The sequence below is a fragment of the Noviluteimonas caseinilytica genome, assembly GCF_018406605.1.
Lineage (GTDB): Bacteria > Pseudomonadota > Gammaproteobacteria > Xanthomonadales > Xanthomonadaceae > Noviluteimonas > Noviluteimonas caseinilytica.
This window is the reverse complement of the sequence record NZ_AP024545.1, coordinates 1,633,290-1,650,564: the sequence shown is the minus strand read 5'-3', so window position 1 is coordinate 1,650,564 and position 17,275 is coordinate 1,633,290. Positions and strand designations below refer to the sequence as shown.

Genomic DNA, 17,275 nt, shown 5'->3' with positions numbered 1-17,275 from the left:
CTCGCGTCATTCCACCGTCACCGACTTGGCGAGGTTGCGCGGCTTGTCCACGTCCGTGCCGCGCGCGAGCGCCGCGTGGTACGCCAGCAACTGCACCGGGATCGCATGCACGATCGGCGAGAGCACGCCGACGTGGCGCGGGGTGCGGATCACGTGCACCGCTTCGGATTCGCCGAACTGGCTGTCGGCGTCGGCGAACACGAACATCTCGCCGCCGCGCGCGCGCACCTCCTGGATGTTCGACTTCACCTTTTCCAGCAGCTTGTCGTTCGGCGCGATCACCACCACCGGCATGTCGCTGTCCACCAGCGCGAGCGGGCCGTGCTTGAGTTCGCCCGCCGGATACGCCTCGGCGTGGATGTACGAGATTTCCTTGAGCTTGAGCGCACCCTCGAGCGCGATCGGATAGTGCATGCCGCGGCCGAGGAACAGCGCGTGCTGCTTGCCCGCGAATTTCTCGGCCCACGCCACGATCTGCGGTTCCAGGTTCAGCGCGTGCTGCACGCTGCCCGGCAACTGGCGCAGACATTCGAGATGCCCCTGCTCCAGTTCGGCATCCATCGCGCCGCGCAGCTTGGCGAGCGTGCAGGTCAGCGTGAACAACGCGACGAGCTGCGTGGTGAAGGCCTTGGTCGAGGCCACGCCGATTTCCGCACCGGCGCGCGTGTAGTACACCAGCTTGCTGGCGCGCGGGATGGCGCTCTCGGGCACGTTGCAGATCGACAGCGTGCGTTCGTGGCCCAGCGACTTGGCGTACTTCAGCGCTTCCATCGTGTCGAGCGTTTCGCCCGACTGCGAGATGGTGACGACCAGCTGCTTCGGGTTGGCGACGACCTGGCGATAGCGATACTCGCTGGCGATGTCGACCGCGCACGGGATGCCGACGATCGATTCGATCCAGTAACGCGCCACCAGCCCGGCGTAGTAGCTCGTGCCGCACGCGAGGATCTGCACGGCTTCCACGTCGCGCATCAACGCATCGGCGCCGTCGCCGAACAGCGAGGCCGAGAAACCGTTGTTGTCGATCACCGCTTCGATGGTGTCGGCCACGGCGCGGGGCTGCTCGTGGATTTCCTTCTGCATGAAGTGGCGGTACGGGCCGAGTTCCAGCGAGGCCAGCGACACGTCGGAGACGTGCACTTCGCGCTCGATCGGCTGGCCGTCGGCGTCGAACACGCGCACGCTGTCGCGCGTGAGTTCGGCGGTGTCGCCTTCTTCCAGGAAGATTACCCGGCGCGTGGACGTCACGATGGCCGAGACGTCGGACGCGACGAAGTTCTCGCCGTCGCCCAGGCCCACCAGCAGCGGGCAGCCCATGCGCGCGGCGACCATGCGGTCGGGATCGCGCTTGTCGATCACCGCGATCGCGTACGCGCCGTGCAGTTCGCGCACGGCCTTCTGCAGCGCGCCCAGCAGGTTTTCGCCCTGCGCGCGGTAGTAGTGGATCAGGTGCGCGATGACTTCGGTATCGGTCTGCGATTCGAACTCGTACCCGAGCGCGCGCAGGCGATCGCGCTGCTGCTCGTGGTTCTCGATGATGCCGTTGTGCACCAGCGCCAGTTCGTTGTGGCTCACGTGCGGGTGCGCGTTGCCTTCGGTGACGCCGCCGTGCGTGGCCCAGCGCGTGTGGCCGATGCCCAGGCGCGAGGCGAAGTGTTCGGCCTGCGCGGCCGCTTCCATTTCCGACACGCGCCCGGTGCGGCGCACGCGACGCACGTCGTGCGAGTTGGCGTCGACCACGGCGATGCCGGCCGAGTCATAGCCGCGGTATTCCAGCCGCTTGAGCCCTTCGATCAGGACCGGGACCACATCGCGATTCGCGATCGCACCAACGATGCCGCACATGTAGGGGGACACTCCTGGAAGTCGTTCGTAGTTTACGGGGCCCGCGACGCGCCAAGCTCTGCAGGCACTGTCCGCCGTCCGCCGTCGTGTCCGCGTGGACACCCGGACAGATGCGGACGTGCCCTTGCAAATCAAGGCCTTGCAGCTGGCACGAACCGTGCTTCCTTGTGGGTAGTGCCCTTTGCGAGCCCGACCCGCCCCATGAGCATCCGCGACACCTCCGGACAGGATCGTCCCCTCTCCCCGCCCCCCGCGTCGTCGTCCACCGGCCGCCGCCTGCCGCCGCTGAAGAAGTCGTGGCTCATCGGCGGCGCCGCCGGCGTCGGCCTGCTGCTGATGATCGGCTGGGTCGCCACCGGCTGGAGCGCCGGCAACCGCTCGGTCGATTCGTCACGCGTGCGCATCGCGGAAGTCACGCGCGGCGACCTCGTGCGCGACATCTCCGCCGACGGTCGCGTCATCGCCGCCAACAGCCCGGTGCTGTACGCGATCGCGGGCGGCACGGTCACGCTGAAAGTCGTTGCCGGCGACAAGGTCACCAAGGACCAGCCGCTCGCCGAGATCGACAGCCCCGAATTGCGGAGCCAGCTCGCGCAGGAAGAAGCCACGCTCGCCAGCCTGGAAGCCGAAGCCAGCCGCGCCGGCCTGGATGCGGAACTCGCGCGCGCCAACGCCCGCAAGCTGCTCGACCAGGCCAACATCGATCGCCAGGCCGCGGTGCGCGACCTCGAGCGCAACCAGAAGGCCTACGAAGGCGGCGCCGTCGCGCAGGTCGACGTGGCGCGCGCGCAGGACTCGCTGAAGAAGGCCGACATCGGCCTGTCGCATGCGAAGAGCGATCTCTCGCTGACGGGCCAGGGCGCGGGCCTGGATACGCGCAACAAGAAGCTGCTCGCCGATCGCCAGCGCGCGGTCGTGGTGGAACTGCAGCGCCAGGTCGCGCGCCTCACGCTGCGTGCGCCGTTCGATGGCCAGGTGGGCCAGGTGCAGGTGGCGCAGCGCGCCAACGTCGCGCAGAACGCGCCGGTGCTGAGCGTCGTCGACCTGTCCGAGTTCGAAGTCGAGATCAAGGTGCCGGAAAGCTTCGCGCGCGACCTCGGCATCGGCATGCCCGCGCAGATCCGCAACGCGGGCGGCGATCCGTTCGCCGCGCAGGTAGCCGCCGTGTCGCCGGAAGTCGTGAATGGCGAAGTCACTGCGCGCCTGCGCTTCGCCGGCAAGCAGCCGCCGGGCCTGCGCCAGAACCAGCGCCTGTCCGCGCGCATCGTGATGGACACGCGCAAGAACGTGCTGCAGGTCGAACGCGGTCCGTTCGTCGACGAAGGCGGCGGCCGCAGCGCATGGGTCATGGACGGCGACACCGCCATCAAGCGTCCGGTGCGCGTCGGCACCAGCAGCCTGAGCGCGGTGGAACTGCTCGACGGCGTCAAGGAAGGCGACCGCATCGTGGTCTCCGGCAGCGACCAGTTCGGCGACGCGGAACGCATCTCCATCCACTAACGACGCAACGTTTTTCCTCCCCCAAGCATCCCGATCCCCGCTTCCACCAAATCCGAATCCGTCAGAAGGAACACCGTCATGCTCGACATGCGCCAGGTCACCAAGGTCTACCGCACCGAACTCGTCGAAACCCACGCGCTGCGTTCGCTCGACCTGCATGTGCGCGAAGGCGAGTTCGTCGCCGTCACCGGCCCCTCGGGCTCGGGCAAGACGACGTTCCTCAACATCGCCGGCCTGCTGGAATCCTTCACCGGCGGCGAATACCACCTGGATGGCGAAGACGTGAGCGGCCTGTCGGACGACGCGCGCTCCAAGCTGCGCAACCAGAAGATCGGCTTCATCTTCCAGAGCTTCAACCTCATCCCCGACCTCAACCTGTTCGACAACGTCGACGTCCCGCTGCGCTACCGCGGCATGAACGCCGCCGAGCGCAAGAAGCGCATCGAAGATGCGCTGGGCCGCGTGGGCCTGGGGTCGCGCATGAAGCACTTCCCCGCCGAACTCTCGGGCGGCCAGCAGCAGCGCGCGGCCATCGCGCGTGCGCTCGCCGGCACGCCGCGCCTGCTGCTCGCCGACGAACCCACGGGCAACCTGGATTCGCAGATGGCGCGCGGCGTGCTCGAGCTGCTCGAGGAAATCAACGCCGCCGGCACCACGATCGTGATGGTCACGCACGATCCGGAACTGGCCGCGCGCGCGCAGCGCAACGTGCACATCGTCGACGGCATGGCCACCGACCTGTCGGTCGAACCGAGCCTGATCCGCGTGGCCGCGGCCTCGCTCGCCGAATCCTGAGGAGGCAACGCCATGTTCGCCTACTACTTCGACCTCGCGTTGCGCAGTTTCCGGCGCAATCGCGTGCTCACCGCGCTGATGGTGCTGGCGATCGCGCTGGGCATCGGCGCCAGCATGACCACGCTCACCGTCTTCCACGTGCTGTCGGGCGATCCGATCCCGCAGAAGAGCGCGAAGCTCTTCATCCCGCAGCTGGATCCGCAAAGCATGGACGGCTACACCCCGGGCGAGGAACCCGACGACCAGGTGACGCGCTACGACGCCGAACAGCTGCTGCGCGAAGCCAAGGGCGATCGCCAGGCGCTGATGACCGGCGGCGGCGTGGCCGTGCAACCCGAGCGCGCGGGCCTGGAACCCTTCGCGCTCGATGCGCGCTACACCTCGGCGGACTTCTTCCCGATGTTCGAGCCGCCCTTCCTCGCCGGCAGCGGCTGGAACAAGGCGCAGGACGACGCGCACGACCGCGTGGCGGTGATCACGCGCAAGCTCGCCGAAAAGCTGTACGGCACCGTGCAGGCGGTTGGCAAGACCCTGCGCATGGACGGCACCGACTTCCGCGTCGTCGGCGTGATGGAGGACTTCCGCCCGAAGCCGAAGTTCTACGACCTCAACTCCGATCGCTACGGCGAAGCCGAACAGATCTACCTGCCCTTCACCACGTCGCGCGACCTCAAGATGGGCCGCAACGGTTCGATGGACTGCTGGGACGACCACAAGGATGGCGAGGACGATCCGGAAGGCGAAACCGGCGTCAACGCACCGTGCACCTGGATGCAGTACTGGGTGCAGCTGGACACGCCGGAAAAGGCCGAGGCGTACAAGCGCTACCTCACCAACTATTCCGACAACCAGCACGCCGCGGGCCGCTACGCGCGTCCGACCAACGTGCGCCTGCGCAACGTGATGGAGTGGCTGGACTTCAGGAATGTCGTCCCGAGCGACGTGCGCCTGCAGGTGTGGCTCGCCTTCGGCTTCCTTGCGGTGTGCCTGCTCAACACGGTCGGCCTGCTGCTCGCCAAGTTCCTGCGTCGCTCCGGTGAAATCGGCGTGCGTCGCGCGCTCGGTGCCTCGCGCCGCGCGATCTTCGCGCAGTGCCTGGTGGAAGCCGGCACGGTCGGTCTTGCCGGCGGCGTGCTGGGCCTGGGCCTTGCGATGCTCGGCCTGTGGGCCGTGCGCCAGCAGCCGGTCGGTTACGCGGACCTCGCGCACCTGGATCCGACCATGTTCCTCGCTACGTTCGCGCTGGCCGTCATCGCCAGCGTGCTCGCCGGGCTCGTGCCCGCCTGGCATGCGTGCCAGGTGACGCCCGCCGTCCAACTCAAGTCGCAGTAAGGGAGCCCGCCATGGAACTCCGCCCCATCCTTTCCACGCTCCGCCGGCACAAGACCGCGGCCTCCCTCATCGTGCTGGAGATCGCCCTGAGCTGCGCGATCATCTGCAACGCGTTGTTCCTGATCAGCCAACGCCTGGAGGCGATCAACCGCACCAGCGGCTTCGACGAGACGCACATCGTGCGCGTGCAGGCCGGTGGCATCGGCACGAACGACAACGCCGGCGCGCTCACGCAGAGCGACCTGGCGGCCCTGCGCGCGCTGCCCGGCGTCAAGGACGCCACGGTGACCAACCAGGTGCCCTTCAACAACAGTTCCTGGAACAGCAGCGTCAACCTGACGAAGGAACAGACGCACCAGAACCTCAACGCCACCGTCTACATGGGCGACGTGCAGTTCGTCGGCACGATGGGCCTGAAGATCGTCGCCGGCCGCAACTTCACGCCCGAAGACGTCGTGACGTGGGAGGACATGGACAAGCCGAACAGCAAGGTCCAGCCGCACGTGGCGATCCTGACGCGCGCGACGGCCGACAAGCTGTGGCCCGGCGAAAACCCGATCGGCAAGCAGTACTACAGCTGGGGCGACGAACCCACGCGCGTGGTCGGGATCATCGAGCACATGGTGCGCCCCAACAACAACGGCGGTTTCGGCGAGTTCGAATACGCGCAGCTGTTGCCGGTGCGCGTGCCCTACACGGTCGGCGGCAACTACGTGCTCCGCGTGGACGATCCGGGCCAGCGCCAGGCCACGCTCGCCGCGGCGGAAAAGACGTTGCTCGGCAACGCCAACAACCGCCTGGTCACCGAGAAGCAGACGATGGAAGAGATGCGTTCCGATTTCTTCCGCGGCGATCGTTCGATGGCGTGGATGCTGTCGGCGGTGATCGTGGCGCTGCTGATCGTCACCGCGCTCGGCATCGTGGGCCTGGCCAGCTTCTGGGTGCAGCAGCGCACGCGGCAGATCGGCGTGCGGCGCGCGCTGGGCGCGACGAAGGGCCAGATCCTGCGCTACTTCCAGACCGAGAACTTCCTGCTCGCCACGCTCGGCATCGTGCTCGGCATGGTCCTGGCCTTCGGCATCAACCAGATGCTGATGGGCAAGTACGAACTGCCGCGCCTGCCGATCCTGTACCTGCCGATCGGCGCGGTGGTGCTGTGGCTGCTGGGCCAGGTGTCGGTGTTCGGTCCCGCGCGGCGCGCCGCCGCGGTGCCGCCGGCCGTGGCCACGCGTTCCGTCTGACACACCTCCCCCACGGGGTGTCTCCTGCGCCGCCTCCGGGCGGCGCAGTCCTTTCACGATCGCCCAGCCTGTACGCTTCGCACATGCCCACGATCCTCGTCATCGACGACAACCCCGCGGTCGCCACGGCGCTCGAAACGCTGTTCTCGCTGCACGACCTGGACACGCGGTCGGTCACCACGCCGGACGACGGCCTGGCGCTGCTCGCGCGCGAAGCCATCGACCTCGTCGTGCAGGACATGAACTTCCACGCCGACACGACGTCGGGCGAGGAAGGCGTGGCGTTGTTCAGCGCGATCCGCGAGCGCCATCCGGACTTGCCGGTCATCCTGCTCACCGCGTGGACGCACCTGGAATCCGCGGTCGACCTGGTGAAGGCCGGCGCCGCCGATTACCTGGCCAAGCCGTGGGACGACCGCAAGCTGCTGGCCACGGTCAACAACCTGCTGGAACTCGCGCAGACGCGCGACGAACTGCAACGCCACAAGCGTGGCGAACGCCGGCGTCGCGATGCGTTGCTGCGCGAGTACGACCTGCGCGGTCTCGTGTTCGCCGACGCGGCAAGCGAAGCGTTGCTGACGCTGGCGTGCCAGGTCGCGCGTTCCGATCTTCCCGTGCTGGTCAGCGGACCGAACGGCACCGGCAAGGAAAAGTACGCCGAGATCATCCACGCCAACTCCGCCGTGCGGAACGGCCCCTTCGTCGCGGTGAACTGCGGCGCGTTGCCGGGCGAGCTGATCGAAGCGGAATTGTTCGGTGCCGAAGCCGGCGCCTATACCGGTGCGAACAAGGCGCGCGAAGGCAAGTTCGAAGCCGCCGACGGCGGCACGCTGTTCCTCGACGAGATCGGCACGCTGCCGCTCGCAGGGCAAGTGAAGTTGCTGCGCGTGCTGGAGACCGGCCGCTTCCAGCGCTTGGGCAGCAACCGCGAGCGCGAAGTCAAAGTGCGCGTGGTCAGCGCGACCAACGCGGACCTGCCGGCGTGCATCGCCGCCGGGCAATTCCGCGAAGACCTGTTCTACCGCCTCAATGCGATCGAACTGAAACTGCTCCCGCTCGCGCAGCGGCCCGACGACATCCTGCCGCTCGCGCGCCATTTCCTGCCGCAGGGCAAGCGCCTGGGCGACGGTGCGGAGCGTGCGTTGCTCGCGCATGCGTGGCCGGGCAACGTGCGCGAATTGCGCAACACGCTGCAACGCGCGGCGTTGCTGGCGCGCGGCGACGAGATCACCGCGAACGAACTCGGCCTGCCGGTGCCGGCGGATTCGACCAACAATGTCGCCGCCGCCGACGAACCCGACCGCGCCGCGATCGAATCGGCGCTGGATCGCGCGAACGGCGTGCTCGCGCAGGCGGCCGCAGAACTCGGCATGTCGCGGCAGGCGCTGTACCGCAGGCTCGACCGCCTCGGGATCAAGCGTGACTGACGACGCGCGCCCCGCGGCCAGCAAACCGGTCACGCACCTGCGTGAACACCGGGGCTGGGCGCGGCGCCTGCCGTTGGCGACCACGGTGACGGTGCTCGCCGCCGCGTACATGGTCGCGGCCGCATCGCTGGCGTTGTGGTTCCTCACGGTGCTCGACAATCCGTGGCAGGCGATCGCGCTGGCTGCGCTCGTGTTGCTGCCGGTGCTCTGGTACCACGTGCGGCGCGCGTTCGGGCCGATGCATGCGTTGTTCCGCGCGCTGAGCGGCACCGTCGCCAGTTATCGCGACGGCGACTTCGGGTTCGGCCTGTCGTGGAAGGGCTCGGTGGACCTGGAGGAGCTGGTCGCCGCGCACAACCACCTCGGCGATGCGTTGCGCGACCAGCGCCTGGCGCTCGTGCAGCGCGAGCTGCTGCTCGACACGATGGTGCAGCACACGCCGGTGGCCATGATGCTGGTCGACCCGCATCGCCGCATCGTCCACGCCAACCTCGCCGCGCGGAAGTTGCTGGGCGAAGGACGCAAGCTCGAAGGCCAGTCGTTCGAAGACCTGCTGGCGCGCTCGCCGGAGGCCTTGCGCGAAGCCTTGCAGCGCGGCGGTGACGGCATGTTCACCGTCGGCGAGGACGACAGCGAAGAGATCTACCACCTCGCGCGCCGCGCGTTCCGGTTGAACGGCCGCAAGCACGAACTCATCCTGCTGCGCCAGCTCACCGCGGAATTGCGGCGCCAGGAAGTGCAGACGTGGAAGAAGGTCATCCGCGTCATCAGCCACGAGTTGAACAACTCGCTGGCGCCGATCGCCTCGCTCGCGCATTCCGGCGCGGAACTGCTCAAGCGCGGCCAGCTGGAACGGCTGCCGAATGCACTGGCCACGATCGAGGATCGCGCACGGCATCTCGAAGGCTTCATCCGCGACTACGCACGGTTCGCCAAGTTGCCGGCGCCGCGCCTGGAAGCCGTGGACTGGAAGCGCTTCGTCGCGCAGCTGCGTTCGCAGGTGGAATTCGTGTACGACGGCCCGGCCGAAGCGGGCATCGGCCGCTTCGATGCGGCGCAGCTGGAGCAGTGCCTGCTCAACCTGCTCAAGAACGCGCACGAATCAGGATCGTCCCCGCGTGAAGTGGTGCTGGGGCTGAAGCACCTTCCGGGCTCGTGGCGCATCGAAGTGCTCGATCGCGGCACCGGCATGAACGAAGCGGTGCTCGCGAATGCGTTGTTGCCGTTCTATTCGACGAAGCGCCACGGTACCGGGCTGGGCCTCGCGCTTGCACGCGAGATCGCGGAAGCGCATGGCGGCCGCATCGCGCTGTTGAATCGCGACGGCGGCGGCCTGTGCGTGGCGATGGTGTTGCCCGACGCGGTCTGACGCGTCAGTCCTTCGGCTTCTTCACCGGCCGCTGCCACGCCTCGATCGTTTCCTGCTTGCCGCGCGCGATCGTCAGCTTGCCGTCGGGGGCGCGCTTGGTGATCACGGAGCCCGCACCGATCGTCGCGTCCTTGCCGATCGTCACCGGCGCGACGAGCGCGCTGTTGGATCCGATGAAGGCGCCGTCCTCGATCGTGGTCGTCGACTTGTTCACGCCGTCGTAGTTGCAGGTGATCGTGCCGGCGCCGATGTTCACCGCGCTGCCGACGACCGCATCGCCGAGGTAGGTCAGATGATTGGCCTTGCTGCCGACGCCGAGCTTCGCGTTCTTGGTCTCGACGAAGTTGCCCACGTGCACGCCGTCGGCCAGCACGGTGCCGGGGCGCAGGCGCGCGAACGGGCCGATGGTGACCGCGCCTTCCGTGCGCGCGCCGTCGAGGTCGCAATGCGCGCGCACTTCGGTGCCCGAGGCCAGCACGACGTCCTTGATGCGGCAGAACGGGCCGATGCGCACGCCGTCGCCCAGCATCACGCGGCCTTCGAACACCACGTCGACATCGATCTCGACATCCTGGCCCACGTACACCTCGCCGCGGATGTCCACGCGCGCCGGGTCGGCGAACCGCGCGCCTTCCACGCACAGCGCGCGCACCTGGCGCAACTGGAACGCGCGTTCGAGCTGGGCGAGCTGCCAGGGATCGTTGGCGCCTTCGGTTTCCAGCGGGTCGGTGGCAATCACGATTTCCGCGGCGCTGAATTCCTGCGCGGCTTCGCGGAACACATCGGTGAGGTAGTACTCGCCCTGCGCGTTGTCGTTGGACACGCGCGCCAGCCAGCGCTTGAGCGCGGTGGATTCGGCGGCGATGACGCCGGTGTTGACCAGGCGGATCGCACGCTGGTCGTCGTCGGCGTCCTTGTGTTCGATGATCGAGGCGACGCGGCCTTCGGCGTCGCGCAGGATGCGGCCGTAGCCGGCGGGATCGGGGAGTTCGGCGGCGAGCACGGACAGGCGCCCCGGCGCTTCGAGCAGGCGACGCAAGGTCTGCGCGGTGATCAGCGGCACGTCGGCGTACAGCACGAGGACGTGCGCACCATCGGGCACGTTGGCCATCGCCTGCTGCACCGCGTGCGCGGTGCCGAGTTGCTGCGCCTGTTCGGCCCACACGAGGTCCGGCTGGTCGGCGAAGACCTTGAGCACCTGGTCGCCGCGATGCCCGTACACCACGTGCACGCCGGCGGGCGACAGGCTGCGCGCGGTGGCGATCACCTGCGCGAGCATCGGCTTGCCGCCGATCTTCTGCAGCACCTTGGGCAGGCTCGATTTCATGCGCTTGCCTTCGCCGGCAGCGAGGATGACAACGTGCAGGGGAGCGCTCATCGGGCGTGCAGGTCCTTGGGGCATGGCGGTCGCGTTGCCGGATTCTAGCGGCGCGCGCTGCTAGGATGCGTCGCCTTCCCATCACGCGGTGCCCGATGACCCTGGGTCGACACGCACGCCACTACCTGTTGATCGGCGGGCTCCAATGGCTCGTCGACTGGGGCGTGATGGTGCTCCTGAGCAACTGGGGCATGGCGGTGGAACTGGCCAACATCCTCGGCCGCGTGGCCGGCGCGATGCTCGGCTACTGGCTCAATGGCAAGCTCACCTTCGCCGGCGACGAGACCGAGGTCGGCCGCACGCAGCTGGTGCGCTTCATCGTGATGTGGATCGGCACGACGACGGTCAGCACGCTCTCCATGGGCGTGATCGACGACCACCTGGGCTTGAAGTGGGCGCAGCTGGCAAAGCCGGCGGTCGAGGGCGTGCTGGGAGTGGTGGGGTTCCTGCTCTCGCGGCACTGGGTCTACAAGAAGTAACCGCGCAAACGAAAAACGCCGGCGCGAGGCCGGCGTCGTTCGATGTCGCATGCAGCGTGCGATCAGTGCTTGAGCGTCTTGCGCAACCGCTCCAGCGCCTGCATCTGCACCGTGGCTTCCACCAGGCGCTGCTGCGCCTCGGCGAGTTCCATCGGTTCGCCGCGGCGGGCGAGGATGCGTTCGGCTTCTTCCTTCGCGGTGCGCACGGCGGCTTCGTCGATGTCCGTCGCGCGGATCGCGGTGTCGGCCAGGACCGTCACCACCTGCGGCTGCACCTCGAGGATGCCGCCGGAGATCGCGAAGTCCAGCTTCTCGCCGCCCGGCAGGGTCACGACGACCTTGCCCGGCTTCAGGCGCGTGATCAGCGGGGCGTGCTTCGGCGCGATGCCGAGCTCGCCCAGCTCGCCGGTGGCGACGATCAGTTCGGCTTCGCCGTGGAAGATCTCGGCTTCGGCGCTGACGATGTCGCAGCGGATCGTGGATGCCATCGGGTGTTCCTTCGTTCGTTACAGGGAAGACCGTCGCTTACGCGGCGATCTTCTTCGCCTTCTCGACGGCTTCTTCGATGCCACCGACCATGTAGAACGCCTGTTCCGGCAGGTGGTCCATCTCGCCGTCCACGATCGCCTTGAAGCCGCGGATCGTGTCCTTCAGCGGGACGTACTTGCCCGGCGAACCGGTGAACACTTCGGCGACGTGGAAGGGCTGCGAGAAGAAGCGCTCGATCTTGCGGGCGCGCGACACGGCCTGCTTGTCTTCTTCGGACAGTTCGTCCATGCCGAGGATCGCGATGATGTCCTTGAGCTCCTTGTACTTCTGGAGCGTGGACTGCACGCGGCGCGCGGTGTCGTAGTGTTCGTTGCCGATCACGTTGGGATCGAGCTGGCGCGAGGTGGAGTCGAGCGGATCGACCGCCGGGTAGATGCCCAGCGAGGCGATGTTGCGCGACAGCACGACGGTGGCGTCGAGATGCGCGAACGTGGTGGCCGGCGACGGGTCGGTCAGGTCGTCCGCGGGGACGTACACGGCCTGGATGGACGTGATCGAACCGGTCTTGGTGGAGGTGATGCGTTCCTGCAGCACGCCCATTTCCTCGGCGAGCGTGGGCTGGTAGCCCACCGCCGACGGCATGCGGCCGAGCAGCGCCGACACTTCCGTACCGGCCAGCGTGTAGCGGTAGATGTTGTCGACGAACAGCAGCACGTCCTTGCCCTTGCCCGACGCGTCCTTCTCGTCGCGGAAGTACTCGGCCATCGTCAGGCCGGTGAGCGCGACGCGCAGGCGGTTGCCCGGCGGCTCGTTCATCTGGCCGTACACCATCGCCACCTTGTCGAGGACGTTGGAGTCCTTCATCTCGTGGTAGAAGTCGTTGCCCTCGCGGGTACGCTCGCCCACGCCGGCGAACACGGACAGGCCCGCGTGCGCCTTGGCGATGTTGTTGATCAGTTCCATCATGTTGACGGTCTTGCCGACGCCGGCGCCGCCGAACAGGCCGACCTTGCCGCCCTTGGCGAAGGGGCACATCAGGTCGATGACCTTGATGCCCGTTTCCAGCAGCTCGTTGGCCGCGGCCTGGTCTTCATACGACGGGGCGGCGCGGTGGATTTCCCAATGGTCCGACGCCTGCACGGGGCCGGCTTCGTCGATCGGCGAACCGAGCACGTCCATGATGCGGCCCAGCGTGCCGGCGCCGACCGGCACCGAGATGGCGCGGCCGGTGTTGTCGGCGATCAGGTTGCGCTTCAGGCCGTCGGTCGAACCGAGCGCGATGGTGCGCACGATGCCGTCGCCGAGCTGCTGCTGGACTTCCAGCGTGATCGCGGTGTTCTGCACCTTCAGCGCGTCGTACACGCGCGGCACGCTTTCGCGGGGGAATTCGACGTCGACGACCGCGCCGATGATCTGAACGATCTTGCCCTGGTTCATAGCCTAAGCCTCAGTAGTAACTCGTAATGTCTCTCGGGAAGCGCGCGCGGATCAGACCGCGGCGGCGCCGCCCACGATTTCGGAAATCTCTTGCGTGATCGCTGCCTGGCGCGCCTTGTTGTAGACGAGGTTCAGCGTGCCGATCAGCTTGGTGGCGTTGTCGGACGCGGCCTTCATCGCGACCATGCGCGCGGCATGTTCGGAGGCCACGTTTTCGAGCACCGCCTGGTACACCAGCGATTCGATGTAACGCGTGAGCACGTGCTCCAGCACGGTCTCGGCGTCGGGTTCGTACAGGTAGTCCCAGTCGTGCTTGGCGACCTGCGTCTCCGACGCCTGCAGCGGCAGCAACGCATCGAACGTCGCCTTCTGCGTCATCGTGTTGACGAAGTCGTTGTACGCCAGGAACACCTTGTCGACCGAACCGTCGGTGTAGTGGTCCAGCATCACCTTGATGACGCCCACCAGCTGCTCGACGTGCGGCTGGTCGCCCAGGTGCGTGACCGAGGCCAGCATGCCGACCTTGAGGCGACGGAAGAACACCGACGCCTTCTGGCCGATCGTGACCACGTCGACCTCGACGCCCTGGTCCTGCCACTGGCGGAACTCGCCCAGCAACTTGCGGAACAGGTTGTTGTTCAGGCCGCCGGCCAGGCCGCGGTCGGACGAGACGACGATGTAGCCCACGCGCTTCACGTTCGGGCGCTGCACCAGGTACGGATGGCGGTACTCGGAGTTCGCCTGGGCGAGATGGCCGATCACCTGCTTCATCGCGCGCGCATACGGGCGCGAGGCCTTCATGCGTTCCTGCGCCTTGCGGATCTTGGACGCCGAGACCATTTCGAGCGCGCGCGTCACCTTGCGGGTGTTCTGCACGCTCTTGATCTTGGTTTTGATTTCGCGACCGCCTGCCATCTCTCTCTCCTGCGTCTACGTGCGACCGCTTACCAGGTGCCCGTCGACTTGAAGTCTTCGATGCCCTTCTTGAACGACGCTTCCAGCGTGTCGTTCCAGTCGCCCGAGGCGTTGATCTGCGACAGCGTGTCGCCGAGGGTGTTGGCGAAGTGCGCGTGCAGCGCGGCTTCGAACGCACCGATCTTGTGGATCGCCACGTCGTCCATGTAGCCCTTGTCGACCGCGTAGATCGACAGCGACTGCTCGGCCACCGACATCGGCGCGTACTGCTTCTGCTTCATCAGTTCGGTCACGCGCTGGCCGCGCTCGAGCTGCTTGCGCGTGGCGTCGTCCAGGTCGGAGGCGAACTGCGCGAACGCAGCCAGCTCGCGGTACTGGGCGAGCGCGATGCGGATGCCGCCCGAGAGCTTCTTCATGATCTTGGTCTGCGCCGCGCCACCCACGCGCGACACCGAGATGCCGGCGTTCACGGCCGGGCGGATGCCGGCGTTGAACAGGTCGGTCTCGAGGAAGATCTGGCCGTCGGTGATCGAGATCACGTTGGTCGGCACGAACGCGGACACGTCGCCGGCCTGGGTTTCGATGATCGGCAGCGCGGTGAGCGAACCGGTCTTGCCCTTGACGGCGCCGTTGGTGAACTTTTCCACGTACTCCTCGGACACGCGCGCGGCGCGCTCGAGCAGGCGGGAGTGCAGGTAGAACACGTCGCCCGGGTACGCTTCGCGGCCCGGCGGGCGGCGCAGCAGCAGCGAGATCTGGCGGTAGGCCACGGCCTGCTTCGACAGGTCGTCGTACACGATCAGCGCGTCTTCACCGCGGTCGCGGAAGTATTCGCCCATCGTGCAGCCCGAGTACGGCGCGATGTACTGCATCGCGGCCGATTCGGACGCCGAGGCGGCGACGACGGTGGTGTACGCCATCGCGCCGAACTCTTCGAGCTTGCGCACGATGTTGGCGATGGTGGAGTTCTTCTGGCCGATCGCGACGTAGATGCACTTCACGCCGGAATGCTTCTGGTTGATGATCGCGTCGATCGCCACCGCGGTCTTGCCGGTCTGGCGGTCGCCGATGATCAGCTCGCGCTGGCCGCGGCCGATCGGGATCATGGCGTCGATGGACTTGTAGCCCGTCTGCACCGGCTGCGACACCGACTTGCGCCAGATCACGCCCGGGGCGATGGTTTCCACCGGCGAGGACGTCTTGTTGTCGATCGGGCCCTTGCCGTCGATCGGCTCGCCCAGCGCGTTGACCACGCGGCCCAGCATCTCCGGGCCGGTCGGCACTTCGAGGATGCGGCCGGTCGTCTTGGCGACGTCGCCTTCGCGCAGGTGTTCGTAGTCACCCAGGACCACGGCGCCGACGGAGTCGCGCTCGAGGTTGAGGGCGAGCGCGAACGTGGCGTTCGGCAGCTCGATCATTTCGCCCTGCATCACGTCGGCCAGGCCGTGGATGCGCACGATGCCGTCGGACACCGAGGTGACGGTGCCTTCGTTGCGCGCTTCGGCAGCGAGCTTGACCTTCTCGATGCGGGTCTTGATCAGTTCGCTGATTTCGGACGGGTTGAGCTGCGTGGTTGCCATGTCGGTTTCCCTGGTTGCCCGCGTTGCCGCGGGCTGAGCAAATGAATTCTTAGTTGGACAGTGCGGCTTGCAGGCGGCCGAGCTGGCCGCGCAACGAACCGTCGATGACCACGTCGCCGGCGTCGATGACGGCGCCGCCGATCAGGTCGGCGTCGACCGCGGTCTCGACATCCACTTCGCGGCCGAAGCGCTTGCGCAGCGCGACCTTGATGGTTTCGAGCTCGGCGGCCGGCAGTGCCGTGGCCGAGGTGATGCGTGCCTTGACGACGCGTTCGGCCTCGAAGCGCAGTTCGTCGAACAGCCCGGCGATTTCCGGCAGCAACGGCAGGCGGCGGTTGTCGGCCAGCAGGCCGATGAAGCGCGAGAACGCGTCGTTGTCGATCGTGGACTGCGCCGGCTGCAGCAGCCCGATCGCGTCGTCGGTCGTCAGGCCCGGGTGGCCCAGCAACGCGGCAACCTGCGGATCGGCGGCCACGCGCGCGGCGAAGCCGAGCGCGTCGGACCAGCCGGCGAGCGCACCGCCATCGCGCGCGAGCGAGAACGCTGCGCGGGCGTAGGGACGGGCGAGGGTCAGGGCCTGGGTCATCGTGCGTTCCTTACAGCTGCGCGGCGAGGTCGTCGATCAGCGCCTTGTGGGCACTGGCGTCGATTTCGCGCTTGAGCAGCTTTTCCGCGCCGGAGACGGCGAGCGCGGACACCTGCTTGCGCAGGTCTTCCTTCGCGCGGTTGGCGGCGGCGGAGATCTCCGAGTCGGCGAGCGCCTTCTGGCGGCCGGCTTCGGCGATCGCGTCGTTCTTCGCCTGGTCGACGATCTGGTTGGCGCGCGCGTGGGCCTGGTCGATGATCTCGTTGGCCTGCGTGCGTGCCTTCTTCAGCTCTTCGTTGACCTTGTCCTGCGCCTGCGCAAGGTCCTTCTGGCTGCGATCGGCGGCGGCGAGACCTTCGGCGATCTTCTGCTGGCGGTCTTCGATCGCCTTCATCATCGGCGGCCAGATGAACTTGACCGTGAACCAGATGAGGATCGCGAACGTGAACATCTGGCCGAGCAAGGTGGTGTAGGTCGGATTCATTTCATGCCCTGCGAATCGTTTAGGCGCCGCGGCACGATGCCGCGACACCCGTTGCACATCGACGCGGGCACGAGGCCCGCGCGATGGATCAGCCCTGCTGCAGCGCCGCGAGCAGCGGGTTGGCGAACGCGAACATCATCGCCACGCCGACGCCGATCAGGAACGCCGCGTCGATCAGGCCGGCGAGCAGGAACATGCGGCCCTGGAGCATCGGGACGAGTTCCGGCTGGCGCGCGGCGGATTCGAGGAACTTCGAACCCATGATGCCGATGCCGAGGGCGGCGCCGAGGGCACCCAGGCCGACGATGATGCCGATGGCGACGGCGGTGAGGCCCTGGACGTTGGCGATGAATTCCATGGTGGATCTCCGGATGACAGTACTTGAGGAAGGTTGAAGCGAAAGCGGTGTGGTGTTGCG

Annotated in this window: 16 protein-coding genes; 7 read left to right on the top strand and 9 right to left on the bottom strand. The window is 67.4% G+C overall.

Annotated features, from left to right (window positions below; genetic code table 11):
* Positions 1 to 6 precede the first annotated feature (6 nt).
* On the bottom strand, positions 7 to 1,845 hold the full coding sequence (gene glmS, locus LYSCAS_RS08100) for a glutamine--fructose-6-phosphate transaminase (isomerizing) (protein ID WP_213433354.1): 1,839 nt from the start codon (positions 1,843 to 1,845) through the stop codon (positions 7 to 9).
* Positions 1,846 to 2,046: 201 nt separating this feature from the next.
* Here glmS and LYSCAS_RS08095 point away from each other — a divergent pair, with 201 nt between their 5' ends.
* The 6 genes from LYSCAS_RS08095 to LYSCAS_RS08070 all read left to right on the top strand — a co-directional run bounded on the left by LYSCAS_RS08095 (position 2,047) and on the right by LYSCAS_RS08070 (position 9,509).
* Complete coding sequence (locus tag LYSCAS_RS08095; protein ID WP_213433352.1) at positions 2,047 to 3,345, top strand: efflux RND transporter periplasmic adaptor subunit; 1,299 nt, start codon at positions 2,047 to 2,049, stop codon at positions 3,343 to 3,345.
* 78 nt (positions 3,346 to 3,423) lie between these two features.
* Entirely contained in the window at positions 3,424 to 4,140 is a 717-nt protein-coding gene (locus tag LYSCAS_RS08090; RefSeq protein WP_213433350.1) for an ABC transporter ATP-binding protein, read from the top strand.
* 12 nt (positions 4,141 to 4,152) lie between these two features.
* Positions 4,153 to 5,472, top strand: coding sequence for an ABC transporter permease (locus tag LYSCAS_RS08085; RefSeq protein WP_213433348.1), 1,320 nt, complete (start codon positions 4,153 to 4,155; stop codon positions 5,470 to 5,472).
* 11 nt (positions 5,473 to 5,483) lie between these two features.
* Positions 5,484 to 6,713 carry an ABC transporter permease gene (locus tag LYSCAS_RS08080; RefSeq protein WP_213433346.1) on the top strand — a complete coding sequence of 410 codons (1,230 nt, stop codon included), beginning with the start codon at positions 5,484 to 5,486 and terminating at the stop codon, positions 6,711 to 6,713.
* Between the two features lie 83 nt (positions 6,714 to 6,796).
* The gene (locus LYSCAS_RS08075; RefSeq protein ID WP_213433344.1) at positions 6,797 to 8,140 is read left to right on the top strand and encodes a sigma-54-dependent transcriptional regulator; all 1,344 of its coding nucleotides are present in this window, start codon (positions 6,797 to 6,799) and stop codon (positions 8,138 to 8,140) included.
* A 109-nt stretch (positions 8,141 to 8,249) separates the two neighbouring features.
* On the top strand, positions 8,250 to 9,509 hold the full coding sequence (locus LYSCAS_RS08070) for a sensor histidine kinase (RefSeq protein WP_213437714.1): 1,260 nt from the start codon (positions 8,250 to 8,252) through the stop codon (positions 9,507 to 9,509).
* A 4-nt stretch (positions 9,510 to 9,513) separates the two neighbouring features.
* Here LYSCAS_RS08070 and glmU read toward each other — a convergent pair whose 3' ends face one another.
* Complete coding sequence (gene glmU / locus LYSCAS_RS08065) at positions 9,514 to 10,887, bottom strand: bifunctional UDP-N-acetylglucosamine diphosphorylase/glucosamine-1-phosphate N-acetyltransferase GlmU (protein WP_213433342.1); 1,374 nt, start codon at positions 10,885 to 10,887, stop codon at positions 9,514 to 9,516.
* 95 nt (positions 10,888 to 10,982) lie between these two features.
* On the opposite strand from glmU, the gene LYSCAS_RS08060 reads away from it, so the two are divergent.
* Entirely contained in the window at positions 10,983 to 11,366 is a 384-nt protein-coding gene (locus tag LYSCAS_RS08060) for a GtrA family protein (RefSeq protein WP_213433340.1), read from the top strand.
* 62 nt (positions 11,367 to 11,428) lie between these two features.
* Here the strand turns inward: LYSCAS_RS08060 and LYSCAS_RS08055 are convergent, their stop codons facing one another.
* The 7 genes from LYSCAS_RS08055 to atpE form a co-directional block, all read right to left on the bottom strand.
* A complete protein-coding gene (locus tag LYSCAS_RS08055) occupies positions 11,429 to 11,854 on the bottom strand; it encodes a F0F1 ATP synthase subunit epsilon (RefSeq protein WP_213433338.1) in 426 nt (141 codons plus the stop codon).
* A 37-nt stretch (positions 11,855 to 11,891) separates the two neighbouring features.
* Positions 11,892 to 13,292 carry a F0F1 ATP synthase subunit beta gene (gene atpD / locus LYSCAS_RS08050; protein WP_213433337.1) on the bottom strand — a complete coding sequence of 467 codons (1,401 nt, stop codon included), beginning with the start codon at positions 13,290 to 13,292 and terminating at the stop codon, positions 11,892 to 11,894.
* Between the two features lie 51 nt (positions 13,293 to 13,343).
* Positions 13,344 to 14,207: a F0F1 ATP synthase subunit gamma gene (atpG, locus tag LYSCAS_RS08045; protein WP_213433336.1), complete on the bottom strand. Its 864-nt coding sequence runs from the start codon at positions 14,205 to 14,207 to the stop codon at positions 13,344 to 13,346.
* Between the two features lie 29 nt (positions 14,208 to 14,236).
* Positions 14,237 to 15,787, bottom strand: a complete 1,551-nt coding sequence (atpA, locus tag LYSCAS_RS08040) for a F0F1 ATP synthase subunit alpha (RefSeq protein WP_213437445.1) — start codon at positions 15,785 to 15,787, stop codon at positions 14,237 to 14,239.
* 49 nt (positions 15,788 to 15,836) lie between these two features.
* Positions 15,837 to 16,373, bottom strand: a complete 537-nt coding sequence (locus tag LYSCAS_RS08035; protein WP_213437444.1) for a F0F1 ATP synthase subunit delta — start codon at positions 16,371 to 16,373, stop codon at positions 15,837 to 15,839.
* 10 nt (positions 16,374 to 16,383) lie between these two features.
* Positions 16,384 to 16,857, bottom strand: a complete 474-nt coding sequence (locus LYSCAS_RS08030) for a F0F1 ATP synthase subunit B (protein ID WP_213437442.1) — start codon at positions 16,855 to 16,857, stop codon at positions 16,384 to 16,386.
* Positions 16,858 to 16,945: 88 nt separating this feature from the next.
* A complete protein-coding gene (gene atpE / locus LYSCAS_RS08025; RefSeq protein ID WP_213437440.1) occupies positions 16,946 to 17,215 on the bottom strand; it encodes a F0F1 ATP synthase subunit C in 270 nt (89 codons plus the stop codon).
* Between the last annotated feature and the right edge of the window lie 60 nt (positions 17,216 to 17,275).

Bases quoted from the DNA above. Each gene is read 5' to 3' on its own strand.
- atpE (WP_213437440.1), bottom strand. From the start codon at position 17,215: ATGGAATTCATCGCCAACGTCCAGGGCCTCACCGCCGTCGCCATCGGC.
- LYSCAS_RS08095 (WP_213433352.1), top strand. From the start codon at position 2,047: ATGAGCATCCGCGACACCTCCGGACAGGATCGTCCCCTCTCCCCGCCC.
- LYSCAS_RS08035 (WP_213437444.1), bottom strand. From the start codon at position 16,373: ATGACCCAGGCCCTGACCCTCGCCCGTCCCTACGCCCGCGCAGCGTTC.
- atpD (WP_213433337.1), bottom strand. From the start codon at position 13,292: ATGAACCAGGGCAAGATCGTTCAGATCATCGGCGCGGTCGTCGACGTC.
- LYSCAS_RS08085 (WP_213433348.1), top strand. From the start codon at position 4,153: ATGTTCGCCTACTACTTCGACCTCGCGTTGCGCAGTTTCCGGCGCAAT.
- LYSCAS_RS08060 (WP_213433340.1), top strand. From the start codon at position 10,983: ATGACCCTGGGTCGACACGCACGCCACTACCTGTTGATCGGCGGGCTC.
- LYSCAS_RS08090 (WP_213433350.1), top strand. From the start codon at position 3,424: ATGCTCGACATGCGCCAGGTCACCAAGGTCTACCGCACCGAACTCGTC.
- LYSCAS_RS08030 (WP_213437442.1), bottom strand. From the start codon at position 16,857: ATGAATCCGACCTACACCACCTTGCTCGGCCAGATGTTCACGTTCGCG.
- atpG (WP_213433336.1), bottom strand. From the start codon at position 14,207: ATGGCAGGCGGTCGCGAAATCAAAACCAAGATCAAGAGCGTGCAGAAC.
- atpA (WP_213437445.1), bottom strand. From the start codon at position 15,787: ATGGCAACCACGCAGCTCAACCCGTCCGAAATCAGCGAACTGATCAAG.
- LYSCAS_RS08070 (WP_213437714.1), top strand. From the start codon at position 8,250: ATGGTCGCGGCCGCATCGCTGGCGTTGTGGTTCCTCACGGTGCTCGAC.
- LYSCAS_RS08055 (WP_213433338.1), bottom strand. From the start codon at position 11,854: ATGGCATCCACGATCCGCTGCGACATCGTCAGCGCCGAAGCCGAGATC.
- LYSCAS_RS08075 (WP_213433344.1), top strand. From the start codon at position 6,797: ATGCCCACGATCCTCGTCATCGACGACAACCCCGCGGTCGCCACGGCG.
- LYSCAS_RS08080 (WP_213433346.1), top strand. From the start codon at position 5,484: ATGGAACTCCGCCCCATCCTTTCCACGCTCCGCCGGCACAAGACCGCG.
- glmU (WP_213433342.1), bottom strand. From the start codon at position 10,887: ATGAGCGCTCCCCTGCACGTTGTCATCCTCGCTGCCGGCGAAGGCAAG.
- glmS (WP_213433354.1), bottom strand. From the start codon at position 1,845: ATGTGCGGCATCGTTGGTGCGATCGCGAATCGCGATGTGGTCCCGGTC.